28 protein-coding genes are annotated in these 25,535 nt (G+C 63.7%); 10 read left to right on the forward strand and 18 right to left on the reverse strand.

Going from position 1 to position 25,535, the window contains the following annotated elements:
- Nucleotides 1–10: 10 nt before the first annotated feature.
- The 13 genes from JNA92_RS18225 to JNA92_RS18285 all read right to left on the reverse strand — a co-directional run bounded on the left by JNA92_RS18225 (nt 11) and on the right by JNA92_RS18285 (nt 12,691).
- The gene (locus JNA92_RS18225) at nt 11–979 is read right to left on the reverse strand and encodes a VOC family protein (RefSeq protein WP_241806042.1); all 969 of its coding nucleotides are present in this window, start codon (nt 977–979) and stop codon (nt 11–13) included.
- The gene (locus tag JNA92_RS18230; RefSeq protein WP_241806043.1) at nt 976–2,466 is read right to left on the reverse strand and encodes an aldehyde dehydrogenase; all 1,491 of its coding nucleotides are present in this window, start codon (nt 2,464–2,466) and stop codon (nt 976–978) included. Before JNA92_RS18230 ends, JNA92_RS18225 begins: the two co-directional genes overlap by 4 nt.
- A 10-nt stretch (nt 2,467–2,476) precedes the next feature.
- Nucleotides 2,477–3,280 carry an aspartate dehydrogenase gene (locus JNA92_RS18235; RefSeq protein WP_241806044.1) on the reverse strand — a complete coding sequence of 268 codons (804 nt, stop codon included), beginning with the start codon at nt 3,278–3,280 and terminating at the stop codon, nt 2,477–2,479.
- Between the two features lie 10 nt (nt 3,281–3,290).
- Nucleotides 3,291–4,973, reverse strand: coding sequence for a thiamine pyrophosphate-binding protein (locus tag JNA92_RS18240; protein WP_241806045.1), 1,683 nt, complete (start codon nt 4,971–4,973; stop codon nt 3,291–3,293).
- A complete protein-coding gene (locus JNA92_RS18245) occupies nt 4,966–5,763 on the reverse strand; it encodes an SDR family oxidoreductase (RefSeq protein ID WP_241806046.1) in 798 nt (265 codons plus the stop codon). Before JNA92_RS18245 ends, JNA92_RS18240 begins: the two co-directional genes overlap by 8 nt.
- A gap of 1 nt (nt 5,764) precedes the next feature.
- Nucleotides 5,765–6,583 (reverse strand): IclR family transcriptional regulator, encoded by an 819-nt coding sequence (locus JNA92_RS18250; protein ID WP_241806133.1) that lies wholly within the window; start codon nt 6,581–6,583, stop codon nt 5,765–5,767.
- 5 nt (nt 6,584–6,588) lie between these two features.
- Nucleotides 6,589–7,446: an alpha/beta fold hydrolase gene (locus JNA92_RS18255; RefSeq protein ID WP_241806047.1), complete on the reverse strand. Its 858-nt coding sequence runs from the start codon at nt 7,444–7,446 to the stop codon at nt 6,589–6,591.
- 4 nt (nt 7,447–7,450) lie between these two features.
- The gene (locus JNA92_RS18260; protein ID WP_241806048.1) at nt 7,451–7,990 is read right to left on the reverse strand and encodes a cupin domain-containing protein; all 540 of its coding nucleotides are present in this window, start codon (nt 7,988–7,990) and stop codon (nt 7,451–7,453) included.
- Between the two features lie 15 nt (nt 7,991–8,005).
- Nucleotides 8,006–8,773 (reverse strand): SDR family oxidoreductase, encoded by a 768-nt coding sequence (locus JNA92_RS18265; protein ID WP_431312469.1) that lies wholly within the window; start codon nt 8,771–8,773, stop codon nt 8,006–8,008.
- On the reverse strand, nt 8,770–9,546 hold the full coding sequence (locus JNA92_RS18270; RefSeq protein ID WP_241806050.1) for an ABC transporter permease: 777 nt from the start codon (nt 9,544–9,546) through the stop codon (nt 8,770–8,772). Before JNA92_RS18270 ends, JNA92_RS18265 begins: the two co-directional genes overlap by 4 nt.
- 29 nt (nt 9,547–9,575) lie before the next feature.
- Nucleotides 9,576–10,553: an ABC transporter substrate-binding protein gene (locus JNA92_RS18275; RefSeq protein WP_241806134.1), complete on the reverse strand. Its 978-nt coding sequence runs from the start codon at nt 10,551–10,553 to the stop codon at nt 9,576–9,578.
- Nucleotides 10,554–10,608: 55 nt separating this feature from the next.
- Complete coding sequence (locus JNA92_RS18280) at nt 10,609–11,445, reverse strand: ABC transporter ATP-binding protein (protein ID WP_241806135.1); 837 nt, start codon at nt 11,443–11,445, stop codon at nt 10,609–10,611.
- Nucleotides 11,446–11,806: 361 nt separating this feature from the next.
- Nucleotides 11,807–12,691 (reverse strand): DMT family transporter, encoded by an 885-nt coding sequence (locus JNA92_RS18285; protein WP_241806051.1) that lies wholly within the window; start codon nt 12,689–12,691, stop codon nt 11,807–11,809.
- Between the two features lie 149 nt (nt 12,692–12,840).
- Here JNA92_RS18285 and aceK point away from each other — a divergent pair, with 149 nt between their 5' ends.
- Nucleotides 12,841–14,550 carry a bifunctional isocitrate dehydrogenase kinase/phosphatase gene (aceK, locus tag JNA92_RS18290; protein WP_241806052.1) on the forward strand — a complete coding sequence of 570 codons (1,710 nt, stop codon included), beginning with the start codon at nt 12,841–12,843 and terminating at the stop codon, nt 14,548–14,550.
- Nucleotides 14,551–14,570: 20 nt separating this feature from the next.
- Here aceK and JNA92_RS18295 read toward each other — a convergent pair whose 3' ends face one another.
- Nucleotides 14,571–15,431 (reverse strand): DUF6279 family lipoprotein, encoded by an 861-nt coding sequence (locus JNA92_RS18295; protein ID WP_241806053.1) that lies wholly within the window; start codon nt 15,429–15,431, stop codon nt 14,571–14,573.
- A 132-nt stretch (nt 15,432–15,563) separates the two neighbouring features.
- Here JNA92_RS18295 and JNA92_RS18300 point away from each other — a divergent pair, with 132 nt between their 5' ends.
- On the forward strand, nt 15,564–16,400 hold the full coding sequence (locus tag JNA92_RS18300; RefSeq protein ID WP_241806054.1) for a CvfB family protein: 837 nt from the start codon (nt 15,564–15,566) through the stop codon (nt 16,398–16,400).
- Between the two features lie 2 nt (nt 16,401–16,402).
- Here the strand turns inward: JNA92_RS18300 and JNA92_RS18305 are convergent, their stop codons facing one another.
- A complete protein-coding gene (locus JNA92_RS18305) occupies nt 16,403–16,783 on the reverse strand; it encodes a hypothetical protein (RefSeq protein ID WP_241806055.1) in 381 nt (126 codons plus the stop codon).
- A 110-nt stretch (nt 16,784–16,893) separates the two neighbouring features.
- Nucleotides 16,894–18,363 carry a right-handed parallel beta-helix repeat-containing protein gene (locus JNA92_RS18310; RefSeq protein ID WP_241806056.1) on the reverse strand — a complete coding sequence of 490 codons (1,470 nt, stop codon included), beginning with the start codon at nt 18,361–18,363 and terminating at the stop codon, nt 16,894–16,896.
- Between the two features lie 245 nt (nt 18,364–18,608).
- Here JNA92_RS18310 and JNA92_RS18315 point away from each other — a divergent pair, with 245 nt between their 5' ends.
- The 3 genes from JNA92_RS18315 to def all read left to right on the forward strand — a co-directional run bounded on the left by JNA92_RS18315 (nt 18,609) and on the right by def (nt 20,429).
- The gene (locus tag JNA92_RS18315; RefSeq protein WP_241806057.1) at nt 18,609–18,788 is read left to right on the forward strand and encodes a CsbD family protein; all 180 of its coding nucleotides are present in this window, start codon (nt 18,609–18,611) and stop codon (nt 18,786–18,788) included.
- A 154-nt stretch (nt 18,789–18,942) separates the two neighbouring features.
- Entirely contained in the window at nt 18,943–19,896 is a 954-nt protein-coding gene (locus JNA92_RS18320) for a YihY/virulence factor BrkB family protein (RefSeq protein ID WP_241806058.1), read from the forward strand.
- On the forward strand, nt 19,893–20,429 hold the full coding sequence (gene def / locus JNA92_RS18325) for a peptide deformylase (RefSeq protein WP_241806059.1): 537 nt from the start codon (nt 19,893–19,895) through the stop codon (nt 20,427–20,429). Before JNA92_RS18320 ends, def begins: the two co-directional genes overlap by 4 nt.
- On the opposite strand, the gene JNA92_RS18330 is transcribed toward def, so the two are convergent.
- Complete coding sequence (locus JNA92_RS18330) at nt 20,384–20,833, reverse strand: GNAT family N-acetyltransferase (RefSeq protein WP_241806060.1); 450 nt, start codon at nt 20,831–20,833, stop codon at nt 20,384–20,386. The two genes, def and JNA92_RS18330, sit on opposite strands and share 46 nt — an antisense overlap.
- 276 nt (nt 20,834–21,109) lie before the next feature.
- Between JNA92_RS18330 and JNA92_RS18335 the strand changes: the two genes are divergently transcribed.
- Nucleotides 21,110–21,367 carry a DUF2790 domain-containing protein gene (locus tag JNA92_RS18335; RefSeq protein ID WP_008098787.1) on the forward strand — a complete coding sequence of 86 codons (258 nt, stop codon included), beginning with the start codon at nt 21,110–21,112 and terminating at the stop codon, nt 21,365–21,367.
- Nucleotides 21,368–21,422: 55 nt separating this feature from the next.
- Here JNA92_RS18335 and JNA92_RS18340 read toward each other — a convergent pair whose 3' ends face one another.
- On the reverse strand, nt 21,423–22,784 hold the full coding sequence (locus JNA92_RS18340; RefSeq protein ID WP_241806136.1) for a PLP-dependent aminotransferase family protein: 1,362 nt from the start codon (nt 22,782–22,784) through the stop codon (nt 21,423–21,425).
- A 76-nt stretch (nt 22,785–22,860) separates the two neighbouring features.
- Between JNA92_RS18340 and JNA92_RS18345 the strand changes: the two genes are divergently transcribed.
- The 4 genes from JNA92_RS18345 (at nt 22,861) to JNA92_RS18360 (ending at nt 25,526) form a co-directional block, all read left to right on the forward strand.
- Nucleotides 22,861–23,829, forward strand: a complete 969-nt coding sequence (locus tag JNA92_RS18345) for a threonine dehydratase (RefSeq protein ID WP_241806061.1) — start codon at nt 22,861–22,863, stop codon at nt 23,827–23,829.
- A gap of 111 nt (nt 23,830–23,940) precedes the next feature.
- Nucleotides 23,941–24,585, forward strand: a complete 645-nt coding sequence (locus JNA92_RS18350; RefSeq protein WP_241806062.1) for a LysE family translocator — start codon at nt 23,941–23,943, stop codon at nt 24,583–24,585.
- Between the two features lie 126 nt (nt 24,586–24,711).
- Nucleotides 24,712–25,137 (forward strand): YybH family protein, encoded by a 426-nt coding sequence (locus tag JNA92_RS18355; protein WP_241806063.1) that lies wholly within the window; start codon nt 24,712–24,714, stop codon nt 25,135–25,137.
- A 44-nt stretch (nt 25,138–25,181) separates the two neighbouring features.
- On the forward strand, nt 25,182–25,526 hold the full coding sequence (locus JNA92_RS18360; RefSeq protein ID WP_241806064.1) for a YciI family protein: 345 nt from the start codon (nt 25,182–25,184) through the stop codon (nt 25,524–25,526).
- The last annotated feature ends 9 nt before the right edge of the window (nt 25,527–25,535 follow it).

The raw sequence follows: 25,535 nt of genomic DNA on the forward strand, positions 1-25,535 counted from the left end.
GGGATCGACCTCAGTTGTGCTTGGGCTTGTCGGTGAGGAATTTGCCTTGCGGTGCTTCTGCGTGCTGCTGGCGCCGGGTGTTGCCGTCGATGCCGCCGGCAATCGCCCATTCGGCGAACACCGTCGGGCCGGGTTCGAACTCGCGTGGCTGCCAGTCGCCGGTCAGCTGGTCTTCGTCGGCGTAGTACTCGACCAGCGCCCCGGCCGGGTTCTTGAAGTACCAGAAGAATGCCGATGAAACCGGGTGGCGGCCCGGGCCGATTTCGGTGGCCCAACCGCAGCGGGAGATATGCATGCCGCCGCCGAACACTTCGTGCAGGTCACGTACGGTGAACGCTACGTGGTTGAGGCCGGCGCGCGGGGCTGGCAGCTGGAGCATGAACAGGTCGTGGTGGCCGCCTTCCTCGGCGGTGCGCAGGAAGGCGCCGCGGTTGGGGTAACGGTCCGATGCCTGGAAGCCGAAACGTTCGTGGTAGAAAGCCTCGCAGGCGTTCACGTCCTTGACGAAGAACACCACGTGGCCCACTTCGATGGGCGTGGCGCGGTCGTAGATCGGCGCCGGTTTGTTGATCCGGCCCTTGGTCTGCCAGGTGTTGTGGCCGCTGCACTCGATGTCCAGCGTGCGTTTGCGGGTGACCTGCAAGCGGATCGCCAGGCCGTTGGGGTCGGTGCAGCCGATGCGGCCATTGCCTTCGACAAAGCCCGGGTCATTGGCGATGCGCTGGCTGTACAGGGCAAGGTCCGCCTGGCTTGCCACTCCCCACACCACTTCACGCACGGTCGAACCGGGCTCGATGGCTGGCGGCAGGCCGGGTTTGTCGAGGGCGGCCAGGACCACGCGGCAGCCATTGAGGGTTTCGAAGATCACCTCGTCAGGCTGATCGCTGACCTTGCTCAAGCCCCAGTCGGTGAAGAAGCGGACGCAGGTGGCGAGGTCCTCCACGCCATAGGTGACTTCGTCGATGCCCAGTACGCTCATTGCCCTGCCTCCACGCCGGCCCAGGCCAGCGGCTGTTGGTTCATGCCCCAGTAGAGGCTTTTCTGTTCCATGTACTGCAGGATGCCCAGGCGGCCTTTTTCTCGGCCAAGGCCACTGTCCCGCCAGCCGCCGAACGGCGTCGAGATGGAGAACTGCTTGTAGGTGTTGATCCACACCGTACCGGCCTGAAGCTTGCGGCCAAGCGCCCAGGCACGCTTGTAGTCACGGCTCCAGATACCGGCGGCAAGGGCGTACAAGCTGTCGTTGGCCTGGGCCAGCAGGTCTTCTTCGCTGTCGAACGGGAGGGCCACCAGTACCGGGCCAAAGATCTCCTCCTGACATACCTGCTGGTGGTTGCCCAACCCTTCGAGGATGGTCGGCGGGTAGAAGTAACCCTGGTCGTACAGGCCGCCGCTCGGGCGCTCACCGCCCAGGCGCAGGCGGCCACCTTCGGCCAGGCCCAGGGCCACGTAGCGCTCCACCGACGCGCGGTGGCCAGCACTGATCAGCGGGCCCATCTGCGTGCGCTCGTCAGCCGGGTCACCCAGGCGCAGTTGCGCGGCGGCAGTGGTCAGCCGGGCCATGAACGGCTCGTACAGGGCACGGGCGACAAACAGCCGGGAGCCTGCAATGCATGCCTCGCCCGAGGAGCTGAAGATGCCGTACAGCACACCGGCAACGGCATGGTCGAGGTCGGCGTCATCAAGGACGATGGTCGGCGACTTGCCGCCCAGCTCTAGCGACACCGGCATCATCTTGTCGGCGGCGATATGGGCGATGTGTTTGCCGGTGCGGGTACCGCCGGTGAAGGACACACGTTTGACCAGCGGGTGGCGGGTCAATGCATCACCCAGTAAGGACCCCTTGCCTGGCAGCACGCTGACCAGGCCTTTGGGCAGCCCGGCGTCTTCACAGATGCGGGCCAGCTGCAGGGCCAGCAGCGGGGTGATTTCCGCCGGCTTGATCACCACTGCATTGCCACCGGCCAGGGCCGGGGCGACCTTTTGCGCCTCGCTGGCGATAGGCGAGTTCCATGGCGTGATCGCCGCGACCACACCCATCGGCTCGTACACGCTCATGCTGACGAAATCCCCGCGCGATGGGGTGATGGTTTCCTCCAGGGTTTCGCAGGCAGCGGCGAAGAACTGGAAAGTCCCTGCCGCGCTGGCGACCAAGGCGCGGGTTTCGTTGATCGGCTTGCCGTTGTCCTGGCGTTGCAGTTGCGCCAGCTCTTCAGCGCGCTCGCGGATCAGGCCGGCGATGCGGTACAGCACCGCGGCACGTTCGTGCGGTTTACGCTGGGCCCAACCGCTGTGCAGGAAGGCCAGGTGGGCCCCTTGTACGGCGGCTTCGACATCCTCGAGGCTGGCGGCATTGAGCCAGGCGACGGGCTCACCGGTCGCCGGGTAGCACGAGGCGTAACGCTCGCCGCCGCCCAGGCGCCAGGTGCCGGCGATGCAGATCGGTAAGGTCTGTTCCAGAGTCATTGGCAGTCCCCTAGATGGAAATGGCATGGGCGTGGTTGCCGAGGGCGCGTACCACGCTGTAGACGGTCAGTGCCGAGGTCTTCGGGTTGGCCGGCAGCGGTTTGCCGCGCAGGCTCATTTCGAAGCGGCCGAAGGCGCCGCGGGCTTCGACCTTGTGCACGTTTTCTTCGCTGAGCGGGTCGGCGATCAGGGTCACACGGGTGCGGTCGAGGCCCAGCCCGGCCAGTGACAGGGTGGCCGCGACATTGGCGTTTTTCGGGTACAGCCGCGCCGCCTCACGGGCGCTGCCGTCGAAGATCACGGTCGCTTCTGTGAGGGCGTCCAGCGCGCAGACCTGCTCGGCGGGTGTGTTTTGCCAGGCCTGTGCCGGTTTGCGGCCGGTGTAGCTGACTGCGTCCAGGCCGCCGACCTTGGCGGCCGACAGTGCGTCGATGCCGCCAATGGCGCCGGGCAGCAGCTCGATTCGCGTGTTGCCGTGTGCCGCTGCCGCTTCCAGGCGCTCGACCAGGCCAGGCTCGGACAGCGCACCAACCGAGACGATCAGGCAGGCGATGCCGCGCTCCAGCGCTGGCAGCACGTGCTCTTCGATCGCCTTGTGGCCGGCGCATTCGACCAGCAAGTCAGGGCGCGCGTCGGCCGGCAGGGCGGTGAGGACCTGCGGTGGCCGGCGCAAGCTCGCCAGTCGCTGGCGTACCAGCGCTTCAGAGCCGGCCGAGGCAATCACCGCATCGACGCACAGCAGCGGGTCTTTCTCCAGCAGTTCAAGCACACCGACGCCAATGGCACCGCAGCCGATCATGGTGATATGCAACATGGCGGGGTCCTCAGGCCGTGGCCTTCTGCGCCTTGGTTTCGCTGTTGGGCGGGCCGGCGAACTGGGTAGCGAAGCCACCCACGCTGAGCATGTCCACTTCCAGCAGGAACGGGCCTTGCGCGCCCAGCGCGCCTTCGAGCACCTCACCGAACTGCTTCAGGTCGCTGACCAGCCCATGGCGCAGGCCCAGCGATTCCGAGAGCTTGCTGTAGTTCGGCGTGTGCAGTTCGACGTAGGCGTGGCGGGCACCGTAGATGGCGTCCTGGATGTTGCGGATAACGCCATAGCGCTGGTCGTTCATGAGCAGGATGACCACGTTGGCGTTCTCCTGCACCAGGGTCGCCAGCTCACCCAGGTTGAGAATGAAGCCACCATCGCCTGCCAGGGCGAACACCTTGCGCTCCGGCGCCGTTTGCGCCGCCGCCACGGCAGCGCCGATGCCCATCGCCAGGCCTTGGCCGATGCCACCGCCGAGCGCGTGTACACCGGACAGGGGGTGATAGAGGTTGAGCAGGCGGTTGCCCCAGATGCTGTTGGACAGGGTCACGTCGCGCACCCAGGTGAAGTTGCGCCCAGTCTGCGCCTGCAACTGCTCCACCAGCGATGCGTACGGGCCCAGGTCGGCGACCAGCTGTTTGCGTGCCTGCTCGCGCACGGCCTTGAGTTCGGGCAGGAAGCTTGGGTCGATGTTCAGGCGGCCCTGCAGGCGGTCGGCCAGGCCCTGCAGGGCCAGCGCGGCGTCGCCACAGATGAACAGGTCGCTGGGGTAGCTGCGGCCTTCGATGGCCGGGTTGACGTCGATGCGCAGGGTCGTGCGCGGCAGCTTCAGGGCGTACTTGAAGGTCTCATTGCTGCGCAGGCGCGAGCCCGCTACTACCAAGGCATCGCAGGTCTGCATGAAGCCTTCGACCAGCTTGTTCTGCGAGAAGGCTCCCAGGCAGCGCTCATCGTCTTCGTTGACCACGCCACGGCCTTGAGTCGAGGTGATCACGCCGACGCCCATGTCCAGCAGGCGCTTGACCTGCGCGCCGGCATGCCGGGCACCGCCGCCCAGCCACAGCAGGGGGCGGGTGGCGCTGGCCAGGCGTTCGGCAACCAGGTCGAGGGCTTCGGCGGCAGGTGCGGCGACCGGGATAGGCAGTGGCGACAGGTCGGTCGGCATGGGGATGAAAGCTGACTGGATATCGATCGGGATCTCCACACTGACCGGGCCGGTGGGGGCGGTCAGTGCGGTCTGCACGGCCAGCTTCAAGGTGCTCAGCGCGGTTTCGACGCTGCGCACGCGAAACGCGGCCTTGGACACGGCCTTGAGCATGGTCAGCTGGTCGCGGGCCTCGTGAATGTAGGCCAGCTCCTGGTCCAGGTAGGGGGTTTCGATCTGCCCGGTGATGTGCAGCAGTGGGGTACCGGCGGTCAGCGCTTCGACCATGGCCCCGGCGGCGTTGCCGGCGGCCGTACCGGTGGAGGTCAGGCACACGCCCAGGCCGCCGATGCTGCGGGCATAGGCATCGGCCATGTTGGTCGCCCCGGCTTCGCCGCGGGCCATGACGAAGCGGATATTGCCGCGCACAGCGAAGGCATCGAGGATCGGCATGTTGTGAATCGAGATCACGCCGAACGCCGCCCTGACGTCGCATTGCTCCAGGAACGCGGTGATGACGGCACCGACGGTGACAGTATTTTCGTTACGCATGACGGGACAGGCCTCCGGATACATCGATATGACTGCCAGTGGTGTAGGCCGACAGAGGCGAAGCCAGGAACAGGATCGCCTGCGCCGCTTCCTTCGGCAGGCCAAGGCGGCCCAAGGGAATGTGTTTGCGTTGCGCCAGCTGTGCGGTCCATTGCGACCAGTCCAGGTCGCGCTCCTCGCGGGCTTCGAAGCGGCGGCGCCATTGCCCGGACTCGACCAGGCCGATAAGGATGCCGTTGACCCGGATGCCGTGTTCGGCGAATTCGAACGCCATCGAGCGCACCAGGTTCTTCAGCCCGGCACGGGCGGCCGAGGTGGCGACCATATGCGGTTCGGGCTGGCTGGCCAGCAGCGAGTTGACGCACACGATCGAGGCGTTGGGCTGGCCCTGCAGTTGCGCCATGAACGCGCGTACCGGGTGGATGACCGAAAAGAACTTGAGGTGCAGCTCGTCGTTCCAGGCCTGGTCGGTGGTATCGGCAAACGTCGACACACGGCCTTGGCCGGCATTGTTGACCAGCGCCTGGGCCGGGCCCAGCGCGGCTTGGCTGGCGGCGGCGAAGGCCTGTACCGACTCGGCATCGAGCACGTCGCACACCTGGGCCAGCAGGCCTGCCTCGGGGAAGCGTTGGCGCAGCCGGGTTTCGGCACTGCGCAGGCGGTCTTCATTGCGCCCGCAGAAGGCGACGCGGGCGCCGGCTTCGAGCAGCAGCTCGACACAGGCGTAACCGATGCCGGACGAGCCGCCGGTGACGATCACCGTGCTGTCTTGAAGTGGGTAGGGGTTCATCTCAGTCCCTCATCAGCGCGGTGACGCGGTGGTGACCGGTGTTGGGCGTGTAGTTGAGCAACCGCGACAACTCATCGGCGCTGCCCCGTACCTGGCCCAGCAGGTTGTCGAAATTGACGTGGCCGATCTGCACGGTCGGGATGGTCAGGCCGAGCGCGGCGACTACCTGGCCGCTGTCATCACGTACGGGTGCAGCCACCGTGGAGATGGTCGACTCGAAGAAGCCTTCGCCACTGACATAGCCGCGCAGGCGATCGGCCTGGACCAGGTCGAACAGCTCCAGCACGGTTTTGGGCGTGCACGGCGAGAACTGCTCCAGGTGTTCTTCGGGATATAGCTCCCGCAACTCGCTCAGGCTCAGGTCGGCCAGCAGGATGCGCCCAAGCACCGTGGCATGGGCAGGCAGGCGTGTGCCGACGGTGACTGCGCTGGAGAACACCGAGGGCGGTGAAACCTTGGCCACGTAGACGATCGAGCGGCCGTCGCGCACCACCAGGTTGCTTGGGTAATTCAGGCGATCGCACAGCCGTGCCAGCAGTGGCTGGCCCAGTTCGGTCAGCTCCAGCGAGGCCAGGTATTCGAAGCCCAGGCGCAGCACCGACATGCCCAGGCGGTATTCGTTGCCGCTGCGGGTGACGAAGCCCATGGTTTCCAGGGTGGTCAGCAGGCGGAAGATGGTCGAGCGCGGCAGCGACAGGCGCCGGGCCAGCTCGGGGGCGGTCAGGGTACGGTTCTGCCGGCTGAATTCGCACAGCAGCAGCAGGCCGCGTTCCAGGCCCGGGACAATGTACTTGTCCTGGTTTTCCTTCGACGGATCCATTTCGTTCATAGCGCGCTACCTGTGAGAGAGGCGTCGAGGGCGCGGGCCAGCAGGCCCGTCACCGTGTCAGGTTGCTCGATGGCGCAGGCATGGCCAGCGCCGGGTATCAGGTGGAAAGGGGCGCCCAGAGCGTCGGCCAAGGCCTGGCAGTCGTCGGCGCGGGTGATGCTGTCGGCGCTGCCGCAGTGCACTTCGCAGGGCACTGCCAGCGGCGCGTGGCGCAACAGCTGGTCGCCGCACAGCAGCTCGATGGCCTGGCGGTAGCCGTGCGGCTGTAGCCGTGCCATGTTCCACTGCACCCAGGCCAGCGCCTGGGCACCTGCGTCTGGCGAGAGCAAATGTGCACTGCGCTCGCGGGCCATTTGCCCGATGCCCAGGTGCGCCAGGCTGTGCAGGCGTTTGCTGCGCACGGCCAGCCCTTGCGCCGGTTGCGCGCCGTACCCGCGTGCCGGGCTGAGCAGTACCAGGCGCTTGACCCGCTGCGGGTGGGCCTGGGCGAACGCGGCGGCAGTCAGCGCCCCCAATGAATGGCCGACCAGTACACAGCGCTCGATGCCCAAGGCGTCGAGTGTCTGCAGCAAGCGCCCGGCATAGTCGCCGGCGCCCGGCACAGCCTTGGGCAGTGGCGTGGACTGGCCATAGCCGGGGGCATCCCAGGCGATCACCCGTGCCCGCTCGCTCAGGTTCAAGGCCACTTGCAACCAGCTGGCCGCGCCCGAGCCGATGCCGTGCAGCAGCACGATGGCAGCGCCGCTGCCCGCTTCACGTACCGCCTGCAGCCCCTGGTCAAGGCGTAGCAGGCGTTCGGCGAAGCGCTGTTCGAGCTGGCTGAGCAAGGAGGCGATGAGGGTGATCGGCATCATCGTCTTACCCGCGCTTGATCGAGGCCAGCGGGTGCGCTGGTGGATAGGTCGGGGTCAACGGCTTCTTGGCACCGAGCATCACGCACATCAGTGCGTCCTCGTCACCCACATTGATCTCTTCGCGGTACACCCCTGGCGGTACAGAGATCAGGTCGCGGTCGGTGAGGATGGTTTCGAAGCGCTCGCCGTCTTTTTCGATGATCACCTTGAGCTTGCCGCGCAGCACGAAGAACACTTCCTCGACGTCGGTGTGCAGGTGGGGCGGGCCTTCGTGGCCGGCTGGGATGACCATGGTGGAGAAGGTGAAGTGCTCGGAGGCAATGGTGTTCATGTCACTGCCAACGCCCGTGCCGCCGGTGCCCACGTAGCGCATCTGCGCGCGGCGGTACTTGGGGTCGTAGTCGGCCTGGAACTTCAGCGCATCCCAGTCGTAGCGGCGCGTCTCATAGCGCGCGATGCGCGTCTGCATCCAGCTGGCCAGGTCGGCGTCGGCGGGGCGGTCCCAGGTCTTGGGGGCGTCGTGTTGCACAGAGAGGTCGGTCATGAAGGTCTCCTTTGCTCAGGGCATGACGAACCCGCCGTTGACCGGCAGGGTTTGTCCAGTGATGAAGCGCGACAAGTCGGACAGGGCGAACAGCACCGCGCCACTGACGTCGTCGGGCAGTTGCGGGCGCTGGATGGCCCGTTGTTCGGTGTACAGGCGGTGGCGGGCCTCGGGCACATAGGCGGTGGCTTCGACCAGCACCAGGCCGGGGGCGATGGCGTTGACGGTGATGTTGGCGTTGCCCAGCTCGCGGGCCAGGCTGCGGGTCATGGCGATCACCGCCCCTTTGCTGGCGACATAGGCCAGCAGGTTCGGTGCACCCCACAGGGGGGTGTCGGACGCCAGGTTGATGACCGCGCCACGGCCACTTTCGCGCAGTGCCGGGAGGGCGGCGCGGGTCATCAGCCAGGTGCCGCGCACATTCACCTGCATGACCTGGTCCCAGGTCTCGATGTCCAGTTCCTCGCAGCTCTTGCCGCCGGAATTGGTGATCGAGGCGTTGTTGACCAGGCCGTCCAGGCCACCCAAGCGTTTGACCGTGCGCTCGATGCAGGCCTCGATGGACTCGGGGCTGGCAAGGTCCAGGCTCACGCCGCTGACATCCAGGCCCATACCGCTCAGCTCGCAGGCAGCCTGTTGCACACGCCCGGCGAGCACATCGGCGATGACCACCCGTGCGCCGGCCTGGGCTATGGCCTGGGCAAAGGCATAGCCCAGCCCGCGGGCACCACCTGTGACCAGCACGCGGCGGCCCTGGAGAAGGTTGTTGAAGTTGCTCATCATTGGCTACTCAGCATGGCTTTGGGGAGGTAGTGCAGGACGCGCTTCTCGGCCCAGACCACGGCGCCGTAGGCGAGTACGCCGATCAGCGTGAGCATGACGATGGCGACGAACACGCCTGCGGTGTTGCCCTGGCCTTCGGCATCCACCAGCAGGAAGCCCAGGCCCTGGTTGCCGCCCACCAGCTCGCCGACGGTGACGCCGATCACGGCCAGGGTCGAGGCGATGCGCAGGCCGGAGAACAACGCGGCCATGGCCGAAGGGAACTCCACCAGGCGGAAGATCTGCCAGCGGCTGGCGTTCATGGTGCGCACCAGGTTGATCATGTCGGGGTCGACGGTGCGGATGGCCGAAAGCACGTTGATCATCACCGGGAAGAACACGATCAGGATGGCGATGAGGATCTTCGGGTAGATGGTGTAGCCCAGCCACATCACGAACAGCGGGGCGAAGGCCACCTTGGGCGCGATCTGCAGCGCCAGGATGTAAGGTGAAAGCATCGCTTCGGCCGAGGGCGACAACCCGAGCGAGACGCCGATAGCGACCCCCAGCAGAGCACCAAGGGCGAAGCCGACGATGATTTCGAAGGCGGTGATCAGGGTGTGTTCCAGCAGGCCGCCGGAATGCCACATCAGCACGCTTTCCTGAGCCACCCGGCTCAGTTGCGGCATGACGAACTCGGGCATGCCGACCAGCCCCGGGCCCCATTGCCAGAGCACCAGGAACAAGACCAGCAGGGCGATGCTGCCGGCCACGGAAGGGTTGAGCTTTCTCATCGGGCGCTTACCTTGTCATTGCCGGGCCGTCATTGGGCCGCGGTTCGGGTTTCGATGAACTGGTTGCTGTAGAGCTCTTCGAGCTTGGGTTCGCGGTTGACGATGCCCTCGCTGACATAGAACTTGCGCACGGTGTCCAGGCGCACCGGGTCGATGCGGCCGAGTACCGGCTGGCCGGCGTAGACGTATTCCACGTACAGGCGCAGGGTCTTTTCCAGCGAGGCCTCTTTGCCGGCGTAAGCCGGGACTGCACGGGCGAAGGTGGCGGCGGCGGCCTTGGGGTCATCGATGATGTCCTGCAGGCCGCGCAGGGTGGCCTGAACCACACCGCGAACGATCTGCGGGTGATGCTCGATGGCGTCGTCTGACGCGAGGATCGCCTGGGCCATGCTTTCGAACACCTGCTCGCGTGGAATCAGCGCGTACTTGAGCCCGGCGTCTTCAGCGTTGACCACCCAGTCCGGTACCCCGGCCATGGCCTGGGCCTTGCTGGCCGAGAACAGTTGCCACACGCCCGAGGGGCCGGCTGCCTGGATATCCACATCGTCCTTGCTCAAACCAGCCTTGCGCAACGAAGCGAGCAGGGCGTAGTAGGTGGTGTCGGAGTAGGACATCACCGTCAGTGTCTTGCCCTTGAGCTGGCTGACCGAGTGGATGTTTTCGCCGGCGTTGGTCGCGATCATGGTGACCCCGCCGCCACCGAGCACCGCCACTGCACGTACCGGGATGCCGTTGGGGCGCACGATGATCGGCGTATCACCGATGGCGCCGCCAACCAGGGCGTTGCCGGCGCCGATCTGCTTGGCCACGTCGACGCCGCCTTTGGCGGCGATGAACGTCAGGTCCAGATCCTGGGCCTGGTAGTAGCCTTTCTCCTTGGCGATGATCCACGGCGCGAACGCTGGCAGGCTGGGTGGAGCAGGCAGCAGGTAGGTGACCTTTGTCGGCTCGGCCTGGGCCTGGGCTGCCAGGCTCAGTGCCAAGGCTGCCAGGGCGGTATGAGCCATGCGCTTGAGATATGTGGTGAACATGCTAACTCCCGAGTGGTGAGTGGGGCGTCGGTCAGTGCAGGTCGAGGTCTTCGCCGACCTTCAGCAGATCCATCAGGCGGCCGGCCAGCGGGCCGATTTCCGGCAGCTTTCGGCGTTCCAGCGGGTTGTTGCGATAGGGCAGGTCGATTTCGATCTCTTCGATGATCGTGCCGGGGCGGGCGCTCATCACCAGCAGGCGGTCGGACAGCGCAATGGCCTCGACCAGGTCGTGGGTGATGAACAGGGCGGTCTTGTTTTCCTCGAACAGCATCTGCGCCAGGTCCTGTTGCAGGATCATCTTGGTCTGCGCATCAAGGGCCGAGAACGGTTCGTCGAGAAACAGTACCTGCGGGTCGATCGCCAGGGTGCGGGCGAGCGCGGCGCGCTGGCGCATGCCTCCTGACAGTTGGAACGGGTAGTGGTCGGCGAAGCCTTGCAGGTGGCAGCGCTTGAGCAGATCCTCGGCGATGGCTTTGCGTTGGCTGCCAGGCATGCCCTGGATTTCCAGGCCCAGCTCGACGTTGCGGCGGATGCTGCGCCATGGCATCAGAAGGTCTTTCTGCAGCATGAAGGCGACTTTCGGGACCGGGCCGTTGACGGCTTCACCGCCGACCAGCACTTCGCCTTCAGTGGGCCGGTACAGGCCCGAGCCCATGTTGAGGATGGTGCTCTTGCCACAGCCTGAGGGACCGATGATCGACACCACTTCGCCGCGACGGATCTGGAAGTTCACGCCATGAATGGCGAACGGGGCATCGGCCTGGCCCTTGGCGGGGAACGCCTTGCCGACATTGCGGAATTCGATTTCCGTGGGGGCCGGGTGTTCGTTGCGCTGCGGTTCATGCCATTGCGGGGCGATTGCGTACATCTCTTTCACAGCCATGGGCGCGGTCTCTGGTCTGTTTTATAGGTGATACGCCGTTTAGTGCATGAACAATGCCAGTTGAGAAATTTCCAACATTAAATATGAAAGTGTTTATTTATTAATGAGTTGCGAATTTCTGATGTGTTTTGCCTTGTTTTATATATGAAACGTAGTTTTCTATGTGGCACAAAAATGCCCAGCAACTGCGCATGAGTTGGCTTCGTGCGTAGTTGCCGGGCATTTTCGGTAACGTGAAACTGTGTGGTTTTACAGGTGAAACGGTGTTGCGTTCATCGCCGGCAAGCCGGCTCCCACTTGAATTGCGCCAGCTTTTAGAAGTTGAACAAGGCAGTAGCTCTCTCTCTCAGGCCTGGGCGCGGCGCGTGGGCTTGAGGACCAGCCAGAGGGCGGCTGCAATCAGCACGCCGCCATACAGGTGGCCCATCGACAGCGATTCGTCCAGCAGCCACGCACCCCACAGCACGCCGAAAACCGGAATCAAAAAGGTCACGGTACTGGCCTTGACCGGCCCTATCTCGGCCAGCAGACGGAAATACAGGATGTAGGCGAAGGCCGTGCACACAAGGCCCAGGCCCAGCAGCGACAGCCATACCTGCCAGCCGCCCCAGCTGGCAGGTGGCTGGGTCAGCGCACTCCAGGCAAACAGGGGCGTCATCATCAGGGTGGCACCGAGCATGCTGCCGAGCGCAGACAGGCGGCTGTCCAGGCCACTGATCCAGCGCCGCGCCAGAAAGCCTGCGAAGCCATAGCAGGTGGTTGCCGCCAGGCAGGCCAGGGCGCCCTGCAGCAGTGCCAGGTCCAGCGCCACCGGGCCCGCGCCACTGAGAATGCCGACACCGAACAGGCCAAGGAAGATACCGCACAGCTTGGGCAGGGTCATGGCCTCGCGGAAGAACAGTGCGCCGATCAGCACACCCATCAGGGGCGTGGTGGCGTTGAAGATCGCCGAATAGCCTGCCGGCAGTACCTGGGCTGCCACCGAATAGAAGGTGGCGGGGATACCTGAGTTGATCATGCCCAGCACCAGGCAAGCGCCGAGTTTGCCCTCGAAGTTCCAGCGTACGCGCGCTGCTGCGAGTATGGCGATCAGGCCCAGGCAGGCGATGGAGACGCGAAAAAAGGCGGTAGGTACGGTGCCCAGTTCAGGTGCGATGATGCGCATGAACAGAAAGCTCGCCCCCCAGACGGCGGCAAGGGTCAGCAGGCGGGTCAGGGCGATGGGGCTCACGGTGGTCTCCGGGTACAGGGCAGGGCGCGAGTGTACGCGATGGCGCTCGGGCTGTTCTTGTCCTTTCTTGCGCTGTAAGCCGGTAGAGGCGTCGCAAAGTTCCACCGGCGGCTAAGCTGTCTATCTCACCCCGCACCGAGGTGTCCTGCATGACCCAGCACTGGCCGGCCGGCGAAATCGCCCGAATGATCCTCGATGGCTTCGATGACTACCGCGAACACTTTCGCCGCATCACCCTGGGCGCCCGCGAGCGCTTCGAGCAGGCGCGCTGGCAGGCTATCCAGCGGGCAGCAGCGGCGCGGATCAACCTCTACGAGCAGAAGGTCGGTGAGGTCAACGGCTGGCTGCGGGACGGGTTCGACGAGGAGGTGCTGCTGGAGGTCGAGCAGTGGCCGTTGGTGAAAAGTGCCTATATACGCCTGATCGACCCGCGGCTGGACGATGAGCTGTCGGAGACCTGGTACAACTCCTTGTTCTGCAGCCTGTTCAGCCATGATCAGATCAACGACGGCTGCATGTTCATCCATACCACCCGGCCTTCGATACGCAGCCACGAGCGCGCCGCACAGACCCACACCTATAGACCCGACGGCAGCCTCAAGGGCCTGTTGCGGTCTATCTTCTGCGCCTATGCGTTCGATTACGGTGATCTCGAGAGCGACCTGTCACGCCTTGAAGAGCAGTTGCGCGACTGCCTGCCTGACTGGGTGTGCAAGGACCCGGCGCTGGCCGTTGAGTTGTTCGTGCCGGTGCTGTACCGCAACAAGGGTGCCTACCTGGTGGGCCGGTTGTACAACAGCGATGAGCAGTGGCCCCTGGTGATACCGCTGCTGCACCGCGAAGGCCATGGCATCGAAGCGGATGCGCTGATCACCGACGAGGCCGAGGTGTCGATCATCTTTTCCTTCACCCGTTCGTACTTCATGGTCGACGTGCCGGTGCCGGCGGAGTTCGTCAATTTTCTCAAGCGCATCTTGCCAGGCAAGCACATTGCCGAGCTGTATACCTCGATCGGCTTCTACAAGCATGGTAAGTCGGAATTCTACCGCGCCCTGATCAACCACCTGGCCAGTACCGACGATCGTTTCATCATGGCACCCGGTGTGCGCGGCATGGTCATGAGTGTGTTTACCCTGCCGGGCTTCAATACCGTATTCAAGATCATCAAGGACCGCTTTTCGCCCTCCAAGACGGTCGACCGCGCCACGGTGATCGACAAGTATCGCCTGGTGAAGAGTGTCGACCGGGTCGGGCGCATGGCCGATACCCAGGAGTTCGCCGACTTTCGTTTCCCCCGGGGCAAGTTCGAGCCAGAGTGCCTGGCCGAGCTGCTGGAGGTGGCGCCGTCCACCGTGACCGTGGAGGGCGACACGGTGCTGGTCCGCCATTGCTGGACCGAACGGCGCATGATCCCGCTCAATCTGTACCTGGAGCAGGCCAGCGCAGCCCAGGTACACGAAGCGCTGGAGGACTATGGCCTGGCCATCAAGCAGCTGGCCGCAGCGAACATCTTTCCGGGGGACATGCTGCTGAAGAACTTCGGGGTTACCCGCCATGGTCGTGTGGTGTTCTACGACTATGACGAGATCAGCTACCTGACCGAGGTGAATTTTCGCCATATCCCACCGCCGCGCTACCCGGAGGACGAGATGTCGGGGGAACCGTGGTATTCGATCGGGCCGCACGATGTGTTCCCGGAGGAGTTCCCGCCGTTTCTGTTTGCCGATATGGGCCAGCGGCGTTTATTCAGCAAGTTACATGGGGAACTGTACGACGCGGACTACTGGAAGGGGCTGCAGGCCTCCATCCGCGAAGGCAAGGTGATCGATGTGTTCCCGTATCGGCGCAAAGGGCGCTGAGGGGGGGGCGGGCTGCCTGCCTAGCCCTTCAGGCACTTGAGCTCACTGAAGTCGGTACGCACCTTGGCCAGCCGTTGCTCAAGATACTGCCGCTGGGCCGGGCTACTCTGTTGCAGCAGGTCGATCAACAGGCTGCGTGTCTGCTGCTCGCTGTTCTCAAAGGCGGCGCGGTATTGCGGGGTCCACAGGCTTTCCTTGCGCTGCAGCAATTGCGCCAGGCGCGGTTCGAAACTGGCATCGCTGCGCTGGTTCATGGCCAGCATCAGCTGTTGTTGCCAGTGCGCACGGTTGGCGATCCACTGGCGGTTCTGGTCGCCCAGCGCCTGTGCCCAGGTTTGCACACGCTGGCGTTGTGCGGCGGTGAGTTCGCCGAACCAGGGTGCCAGGCGCTTTTCCATGCGCTCGGCGCGGCGGGCGACTTGTTTGGGCAGGGGGGTATCGACGTATTTCTCTTGCCGTTCACTGATGTCTTCACGGAATGCATCGCCCATCTGTGCGACCTGGGCGTCGCTCATGCCACGCAGCAGCTCGGTGGCCGACGGGGTGATCGCTTCTGCGACGCGACCGATCGCCTGGCGGGCTTCATTCATGCGCTGTTGCAGTGCCTGGTCAGTGACCTGCCCCTCGGCGACCATGGAGCGTATGCGGTCGAGCCAGTCGAGGTAGCCAGGCAGTTGGGTGGTGCAATGCCAGGCCAGGTGCTGCTTGAGCCGTTCGTCGAGCAGCGACCGCTGGTCGCGGTTCATGGCCAGGTAGTCGTCCAGCGACCACGGGACCAGCCGGTCGAGGTTGCGGTAGGCCAGGTCTATACGGCTGCAGGCCACCAGTGCCAGCGCGAATGCCGTGGCGATGATCAGGGCTTTGGACAGGCGTAGAAACATGTGCTGATCCCTTGCAGATGGCTGGCCACACGGTAGACGCGAGTACCCCGCGACGGTTCCGCCGAATCAGCGGTCGGGCGGCGCGCTGGCTTCAGGTGTAGAATAGCCGCCTTGTCTTGAGGAACATCGGAAATGGCTCTGCTTGGGCGTTACAACAGTTTGCAAATCGTGAAACACGTGGACTTCGGCCTCTACCTGGACGGCGGCCCCGACGGCGAGATCCTGCTGCCCGGGCGCTATATCCCGAAGAACGCCGAAACCGAGGTCGATGACTGGCTCAACGTGTTTCTCTATCTGGACAGCGAAGACCAGCTGATCGCCACCACCGAAAAGCCCAAGGTGCAGGTGGGCGAGTTTGCCAGCCTCAAGGTCAAGGACATCAACGGTGCGGGCATCTTCCTCGATTGGGGCCTGTCCAAGGACCTGCTGATGCCGTACTCGGAAGAGGCGCGGCCGCTGAAGGTCGGCGATTACTGCGTGGTGCATGTCTACCTCGACAAGCGCACCCGGCGTATCACCGCCACGTCACGCCTGGACCGGTATCTGGACCGCACCCCGGCCGATTATCAGGTCGGTCAGCCGGTCGAGCTGCTGGTCGCGGGCGAGACGCCGATGGGCTTCAAAGCCATCATCAACAACCGCCATTGGGGCCTGATTCACAAGAATGAGATCTTCAAGTTCATGCGTTCGGGCATGCATGAGAAGGGTTTCATCAAAGAAGTGCGCCATGACGGCAAGATCGCGTTGAGCCTGCAGCCGGTCGGCCAGGCCCTGGCGGACGGGCTGCATGAGCAGATCATGCAGCGCCTGGAGGCCGAAGGGGGCGTGTTGCCGGTGTGCGACAAGAGCGACCCAGCGGTGATCAGCCGCATGTTCAACGTCAGCAAGGGCAACTTCAAGAAGGCCATCGGCGCGTTGTTCAAACAGGGCCGGATCGTCATCCATGACGATCGCATCGAGCGGGTCTGAGGTCAGGCCTGCACGAATGTGCTGAAGTCGAGCTGCTCGCCGCCCGGGCGGGTGTCGCGCAGCAGCGAATCACGGTCGGCGCTCAGCGCCAGGCTGATGGTCGAGCGGCGCTTGCCAGCATTGCGCACTTCCATCTGCTCCTGATGCGCCTTGAGGAAGTTGGTGGGAACCTTCAGGTGCTGCAGTTCGTCGCTTTCAGGGCTGTGCAGCAGCAGGTTGACCCAGTCGGGCTGGCCCTTGCGCAGCAGCGCCACCGGCACTTCGAACCACCACAGGTTGCGTTTGGGGTCGAGGATGGCGAACAGCGTGTTGGCACTGGTCAGCACTGGCTTGGCCAATGCTTCGTTGCGCCGGGCAATGGCGGCGGGTTTGTCGAGTTTCATGCAGGTTCCTGCGGCGTGACGCTATAAAGGGCTGCATTGTGAGGCGTGGCGGGTAGCGGAGCAAGGTTTGCGGGCCTCCTCGTCGCGTACCGGCGAGGAGGCCATCGACACTAACGGCGAAGCGGCTGGCTCAGCTCGGAGGTCGCGCCGTCTGCCGTGGTCACGGTGGCGGTGAAGCTGTGCATCCCCTCGGCATTCTCCAGCACCTGGGCAAACTGCGCCTGCCCCTTGGCATCGCTGTTCACCAGCACTTCCCCCAGGTACTGCTCGGCCTCAGTGCCTTGTACCTGGGCATTGCCAAACAGCTCGATCCGCAGCAGGCTCGATGCCGGGCCCTGCACTTCACCGCGCAGCACATTGCCTTCCAGGGCCAGCAGCCGTGGGGCTCTCTGGTTGTGGTTGGGCAACGCCTGGCAGGGCTTGGGCTGGCCCTGGGCATCGCAGATCACGGCCTGGTCCTTTTTCGGCAGCTCTGCACCGACCCCGCGTGAACCTACGTACAGTGCATGGGCCTGGGCTGGCACGCCAAACACGATGGCGCCTGTGCGCTGATCGGGTACGCAGGAGCCGCCAGCTTCGCAGCGGCGGATATCCTGGCTGTTGCCCCAGATCCGGTTACCGGTCAGGCGCGTGGTGGTGACCTCCGGCTCTGGGCGCAGGGCCACGCCGATGCGGTTGCCGTGGATCAGGTTGCCGTCGAGGATATTGCCTTGGCCGGTGACGCTGACCCCGATCGAGTTGCCGCTGAAGGTGTTGGCGCCCAGATAATTACGGTTGCCCCAGTTGATCTGCAAGCCGTCGGAATAGTTTTCGAAGCGGTTGCGGACCACGCTGTTGTCGTTGCCCAGCAGAATCTCGATGCCCTGGGACGGCTCTGGGTTGGCGTCAGTCGAGCGGAACAGGTTGTCGGCCACCAGGTTGAACGCTGCGCCGCGGGTCAGCTCCAGGCCGTCGCCATTGTCGATCAACTGGTTGCGCAGCACCTTGTTGTTGACCGTGGTGGTGGCTGTGGGGTTACCGGCACCGTCATCGCCGGTGAGCATGATGCCGGCACCGCCCTTGTTGGCGACGATGCGGTTGTCTTCGATGACGTTGTGGCTGGCGCGGTTGACCAGAATGCCGATGCAGAAGTTACGCACTTCCAGGCCACTGAGGTGGACGCCCTGGGTGTCGCGCAGCACCAGCCCGGGGTTGGTGGTGGTGCGCACGTTGGTGCCGAACTGGCCGGGCAGGGCGCCGGGGCAGGTACGTACACCCTGGTCCTTGATGTAGCCGGCGCCGTCAATGGCGATGTATTGGCCGTCGCGCGCCCAAGGCAGGCCGGTGATCTGCACCGGGCCTTTGATTTCAGGCAAAGCGCGGGTCGGCCGGATGACGAACGGCGCTTGGCCGACTGCGGCGATGTCGATGCGGTAGTGGCCGGGGTTCTGGTTGCTGGTTTCGATCGCCCAGCGCAGGGTGCCTGGCTGGCCGTCGTCGGCGTAGCGGTCGACCCGCAGGGTTTCGGTGGCCGGTGCGCCAGCGAGCGCAGGCAGGGGAAGCAGCGGCAGCAAAGCTGCGAGCAGGGGCATCAAACGCATGGGTGCAAGGTTCCGTAAGCTGTTGTTTTTATAAGCATGCAGCCGTCATTGGGCTGCTGTTTGCCCGCGATTCTAGGGCAGCAGGCCGGCAATGCGCAGGCGTAGGTAGCCGATTCAGTGCGGTATTCGCCCGCAGATTTACCGCTCGGCTTGCGAGTGCAAAAATGTTTGAAACTCCTGGCGTGGCCGCTGGGTCCACCTTCTGTCGACACGGTTTACGTGTCTCCATTTGCAGGAGATTTGCCATGAGCGGCACTAAAGACAAAGTCAAAGGTATGGCCAACGAAGCAGTGGGCAACATCAAGCAAGGTGTTGGCAAAGTCACCGACAATGACAAGCTGCGTGCGGAAGGCAAGGCCCAGGAAGTCAAGGGCGAAGGGCAGCAGATCAAGGGTGACGTCAAGGATGCTGTGAAAAAGCCTTGATCGAGGTTTGACCACAGCCCCGTCGCCTGCAGACGGTGATGGGGCTGTTGTTCAAGGCTGCGAATTTTCTTCAAGTCCAGCAGGGAGCAGCACACCAGTCGCGTGGTCTATTAGACTTCCCTGATGTACTGATCAAGCGGCGAAAGGAGACGCTATGATTTTTCCCGACCTGGGTGGCTTGCCCCTTCACCGTATTCTGGTGCGCACCGTCAAGGAGTTCCTTGACGACGAGATGTCCACTTACGCCTCTGCGCTTGCTTACCAGATGCTGTTTTCCTTGTTCCCGTTCCTGCTGTTCCTCATTGCGCTGATCGGCTTTCTGCACTTGCCGGACTTTTTCTCCTGGCTGCGTCTGCAGTCGGAACTGGTATTGCCCCCCCAGGCGTTGGAACAGGTCAACCCCGTCATCGATCAGTTGCAGCAGTCCAAAGGTGGCCTGCTGTCGGTGGGTATCGTCATCGCGCTGTGGACTGCATCTGCAGGCGTACGGCTGATGATGAGTGCCATGAACGCCGCCTATGACGTGCCCGAAGGGCGCCCGGTGTGGAAGCGCATACCGTTGTCGATTTTCTATACCGTCGGCATTGCCGGTATGTTGCTGGCGGCGGCCGCGTTGATGGTGCTGGGGCCGCAGGTGATGGAGTGGATCGCTGCGCAGATCGGCATGCAGGAAGTGATCGTCACGGTGTGGACGATCTTGCGTTGGCCGGCAATCATCATCCTGATGATGGTGGCGGTGGCGGTGATCTACTACGTGATGCCCGACGTGAAACAGAAGTTTCGCTTCATCACCCCAGGCTCCGTGCTGGCGGTGGTGGTCTGGATCATCGCTTCGCTGGCTTTCGCTTACTATGTGAAGACTTTCGCCGATTACAATGCCATGTATGGCAGTATCGGTGCGATCATCGTGTTGCTGTTGTATTTCTACATTTCTGCCGCCGTGTTGTTGTTGGGTGCGGAGATGAACGCTGTGATCGAACACATGTCCGCTGAGGGCAAAGACCCTGGCGAAAAGGACTTCGATGGCGATGAACCCAAGCAGACCCTGACCGTGCTCGGCCATGAACACCCTGCCGAGCCCCAGCCCACCGAGCCGAACCCACGATGATCCGTGACATCCTCAAGATGGGCGACGAACGCCTGCTGCGCGTCGCTGCACCCGTGCCAGCCCACCTGATCGGCAGCGCCGAACTGAAGCAGTTGATCGACGACATGTTCGAAACCATGCGCCATGTCGGTGGCGTGGGGCTGGCCGCACCGCAGGTCGGTATCGACCTGCAACTGGTCATTTTCGGGTTCGAGCGCAGTGAGCGTTACCCGGATGCCGAAGCGGTGCCACAGACCATTCTTCTCAACCCGGTGATCACCCCGCTGTCCACTGAGATCGAGGAGGGTTGGGAAGGCTGCTTGTCTGTGCCCGGCCTGCGCGGGGTCGTGCCTCGCTACAAGCACATCAGCTATGAGGGCATCGACCCGCAGGGCAACCCGGTCAACCGGGTCGCTGATGGGTTTCATGCCCGCGTGGTCCAGCATGAGTGCGACCACTTGATCGGGCGGCTGTACCCTTCGCGGATTCAGGATTTCGCCAAGTTCGGTTACACCGAGGTGCTGTTCCCTGGCCTGGACGCCAGCGACGATTGACCCTGCACCATCGCCATCAGCCGTTTGCTGCGTTGATAGCGGGCCAGGCGTGACCCCAACGCTTCAGGCAACACGCTCGCAGGGGAGAAACCCAGGCGTTGGTAAAAGGCTTCGAGGTCCGGGTGGCAGAACAGCCACGTTGGGCCACGCCCTTCGCCCAGTGCTGCGTGGACCAGGCGTGCGGCGACACCTTGGTTTCGCCACGCTGGCGCTACCAGCAGGCCGGTGAGCCACTGGCCACCGGCAACAGCGCTCAAGCTCAAGCCAGCAATGATTGCGCCGCTGCGCGCCACCCACAACTCACCGTCGCTGGCTGCACGCATACGCGAGCCATGCTGGCGATAGAAGTGGTCCAGCAGCCGCCGTTCCAGGTCGGTCAGTGGGGTACAAAGGAGTGGAGGCATGGCGTTCCGCTGGCAAACAGCTCTAGCCCAATGATTTCGGGCCATTAAACCGTTTCGCTTTGTCGCAGATTGTTGCAAAAACTGCAAGGGTGAATGTCCGAGTTCGGGGTTCAACTATTCCATACCGGGAGTAGAATTTCACCTATCCCCCCTGGCAGTACGACACAGCGGGATCGGTACTTCGTGTCATCTTTGCAGTTGATGACAACTTCTCCGCGCCATTGACGGCATATGAAGTCAATCGATCAGCTTGATTGATTCAAAGGCCAAACATCCATGAAACCATTACTGATTCTTGCATTGGTCGGTATGTCCTCGTTCGCCCTTGCCGATGAGGCCAAACCCGTCTCCACCGAGCCTGTGGCCCAGCAGTACGACTACTCCATGAACCTTGACATCAAACGGGTGATCAACCTGTCGACCATCCCCAATGTCTGCGAAGTGGTGCCTGCGACCATGACCTATGAAGACCACCAAGGCCAGGTGCACACCATTCAGTACCGTGCCATGGGCGAAGGTTGCCAGCAGGGTTGATGGTCCTGCGTCAGCGGCCTATTCGCACTGGGCAGTAACGAACAGGCCGCTTGCGTCACCCTCGGGTCAGTACCTGCCGCACCACCTCCAGCCCCCGTTTCAGTTCAGCCCGGCTGGTTGCCGCCGACAGGCTGATGCGCACGGCCTGCACCTCGCTCGCGCCAATGGCGAAGACACTCGCCGGGACGACCTCCACACCTTGCTCACGGCACCGCCGTACCACCCCCTCAGCCCCTTGCGGCGTGCCCAGCCACGCATGGGGTGAAGGCTGGCCTGTGTTGTGCAACCCATCGGCCAGCAGCCTGCGTGCCAGGCGCCAGCGCTGGCTAAGTTCTGCTTTCTGCCAGGCCAGCCGCCGGGCGGCAGTGCCGTCATCGATCCACTGGCAGGCGACATGCAGGGCCAATGGCGACACTGGCCAGTGGCTGGCCTGGGCGTGCGGGTCGACCTGTGTCAGCAACTTCGGGCTGGCCACGATCCAGCCCAGCCTCAAGCCTGCAGCCACCGTCTTGGACAGGCTGCTGATGTAGATCCCCTGATCGCCCAATAATGGGTAGAGCGGCGGTCGTCCGCTGAGCGCGCCATATACATCATCCTCGATCACCAGCAGCCCCAGGCGTTTGACCACCCCAGCGATTGCCTGGCGGCGACCATCATCCATGCAGGCGCCTGTGGGGTTGTGCAGGGTGGGGGTGGTCACCAGCACGCGGGCACCGCTGGCGCGCGCCACCCGGTCCAGGTCATCGGGCCGCAGGCCTTGGTCGTCCAGGGCCACGCCATGCACGGGCAGCCGCAATTGCCGGCAGGCGGCCTTGATGCCCGGCGCGGTCAGGGCTTCAAGCATCACGGGCTCGCCCGCCTGGCAGAATGACTGCAGTACCAGTGCCAGCGCTTGCTGGGCCCCGCCGCACAGCAACAGTTGCTCCGCCGACAGGGCCAGGCCGCGATTGGCCAGCCAGTGGGCGCCACGGATGCGCCCCAGCAGCAACTGCTCGGGGCCCAGGTAATGATCGAGCAAGCCCTGGTCGCGATCTTGCAGCAGCTGGCGCAAGCAGTCGTGCAGATCATGATTGTGCGGATCGGCGACTGGCACATTGGTCGACAGGTCGATCAGCGTTTTTTGCCCTTCGCAGTGCTTGAGGCGAAACAAGGTCGCTTCCTTGCTTCCAGCCAGCACATAGGTCCCGCGGCCCACCTCGCCGGCCACCAGGTGGCGGGCGGCGGCTTCACGGTAGGCTTGTTGCGTGGTGCTGGGGTTCAGGCCCAGTTTCCAGGCCAGGCGCCGTTGCGGCGGCAGGCGGTCACCGACCTTGAGCACGCCGCTCTCGATTGCGTTGCCTATTGCATCGACCAAGGCCAGATACCGGGGTTGGTCATCGTCGACGAGCTGCGGGATCCACACGAAATTGCTACCCATGCAATATAAGGTTGTACCCATACAATGCCCGTCGCTTAGGATCGGATCAACTACACACCGAGAAGGGATGATCGCCATGTTCAACCTCGCCGCCCTGCGCGAAGCCGCCGATTACGTTCACCAACACGTACCCGCCACCCCCCAGCATGCCTGGCCGTTGCTGGCTGAGCGGCTGGGCTGCAAGGTGTGGGTGAAGCACGAAAATCACGCACCTACCGGGGCCTTCAAGGTCCGGGGCGGGCTGGTGTATGTGCGCTCGCTGCTGGCCGGCGGCAATCCACCCCGCGGGCTGGTGACCGCGACACGTGGCAACCACGGGCAAAGCATGGCCCTGGCGGCGCGGCAGGCAGGTATTGCGTTGGTCATCGTAGTGCCTGAGGGCAACTCCTCAGAGAAGAACGCTGCCATGCGCTCGCTGGGCGCCGAGTTGGTCGAGTACGGTGTGGACTTCGATGTGGCCCGTGAGGAAGCCGCGCGGCTGGCTGAAGAATTGGGTTATGCCATGGTGCCTTCGTTTCACCCGGAGTTGGTGCGCGGCGTGGCCACTTATGCCCTGGAGCTGTTTGAGGCTGTGCGTGATCTGGACTGCGTTTACGTGCCGATCGGCATGGGGTCAGGCATTTGCGGGCTGATTCAGGCGCGTAACCTGCTAGGTTTGAGTACCCAGATCGTCGGCGTGGTGTCCAGTGCCGCCGATGCCTATGCACAAAGCTTCGAGCAGGGTCGTATCGTCACCACCGCTACTGCTGAAACCTTCGCCGATGGCATGGCTTGCCGGGTACCCCATCCACAAGCCTTTGCCCTGGTGCACGAACATGCTGCGCGGATCGTGCGGGTCACCGACAGTGAGGTCGCCGAGGCCATGCGGGTTTACCACGAGGCTACGCACAACACTGCCGAAGGTGCAGGCGCTGCAGCGCTGGCCGCGTTGATGCAAGAGCGCGAACGGCAGGCCGGCAAGCGTGTGGCGGTGGTGTTGAGCGGGGCGAACGTGGACCGGGGCCGGTACGCGCAGATTCTCACGGGCAGTGAAGGTTTTGAATGATCCTTTTGCCATGAGTGCTAGCTGGGTTTGACAGCATTGTTGTGATGGGAACCTGATGCAACCTACTCGTGGTAGGCTCTACGGCGCTCATCAGCGGCCATCGAGTACCCCATGCCTTTCTCCAACGGTTTTCTCCTCAGCCTGTCCCTGTGCCTGGATATCGGTGTGGCCAATATCGCCATGATCACCTTGGCCATGCAGCGCGGTTTCCTGCAAGGCTTCTGGCTCGGCCTGGGGACGTGCGTCGGTGACCTGGTGTACGCAATCGCAGCGCTGGCCGGCATGACCGTGTTGCTGCAGTTCGAGAGCGTGCGCTGGGCCTTGTGGCTGGGTGGTTCAGCGCTGTTGGTGTGGTTCGCCCTGAAGATGCTGCTGGCGGCCTGGCGCGGCGGGCATATGCAAGTGCGTAGCGAGGCGGTGGCGGAATCGGCCTGGCGCGAGTTCATGCGCGGTATCTTCCTGGCCATGTCGTCGCCCACCGCCATTTTGTGGTTCGCCGCTGTCGGTGGCGTGCTGATATCCCGCTCCGGTGGCGGTAGCGTGCTGGAGGCCGGCTTGTTTCTTGGCGGCTTTTTCGCCGCAGGGCTGGTCTGGTGCCTGAGCCTGTGCGGCATCGCCAGCCATGGTGGGCGCCTGCTCGGTGACCGTTTGCTGACCTGGTCGTACCTGCTTTCGGCGGCGATTTTCTGCTATTTCGCGGTGTACGTGATCCTTTCAGGTTATCGCGAATTCATACTGGCCAGCCCGGCGGTGTAGGCGGCTACTGGGGGCAACCCCGCTCTTCAGCCTTTTTTTCTGCCTGTTGTCGATTTGCTGCGCTCCCGTTCGACCAGTGGTGAAGGCGCCGAGTACCGGCGCCACCAGCACGTCGGAGAGCCCCTCATGAATACCCAGGCCGAAAGCGAAATCCGTGAACTGATCGAGCGCTGGATGCAAGCGGTGCGCGATCGTGACATCCCAGCAATCACCGCCCCCTATGCCGACGACATCGTCGCCTTCGATGCGATCAAGCAATTGCAGTTCAAGGGCAAGGCCACGTACCAGGCCCATTGGGAATTGTGCATGGGCTTTTGCACCGGCCCGATGATTTTCGAATTGGCCGAACTCACGGTATACGCCGATGGCGACCTGGGCCTGGCCCATTGGCTCAACCGCTGCGGCCCGTCGGACGACGAAAGCCAGTGCGGTTTCATGCGTGTCACCGTGGGCTATCGCAAGGCCGCCGGCCAGTGGCGGGTCATCCACGAACATTGGTCGGCGCCTTTCGATATGGAAACCCAGAAAGCGCTGTTCGATCTCAAACCCTGATCCGCTATCGCCAAACGCACTTTGCCAATGCCGTGGAGATCACCATGAAATACCTGTGCCTGGTCTATTGTGACGAGGGGCTGCTGCACAGCCTGCCCGACAGCCCCGAAGATGCCGAATGCATGGCTTACGCCGAGTCGCTGCAGCGCTGTGGGCGCATGCTCGCGGCCGAGGCGCTGAAACCGGTGCAGACCGCAACCACGGTGCGCGTGCGCAGTGGCCACATGAGCCTGACCGATGGCCCGTTCGCCGAGACCAAAGAGCAGCTCGCGGGTTTTTACCTGGTCGATGCCCGCGATCTCAACGAGGCATTGAACATTGCCAAAGGCATCCCGGCAGCACGGGTCGGCAGCGTTGAAGTGAGGCCCGTGCGCGACCTGCAACCCTGACCGCAACGG

Source organism: Pseudomonas putida (genome assembly GCF_022627325.1).
Lineage (GTDB): Bacteria > Pseudomonadota > Gammaproteobacteria > Pseudomonadales > Pseudomonadaceae > Aquipseudomonas > Aquipseudomonas putida_X.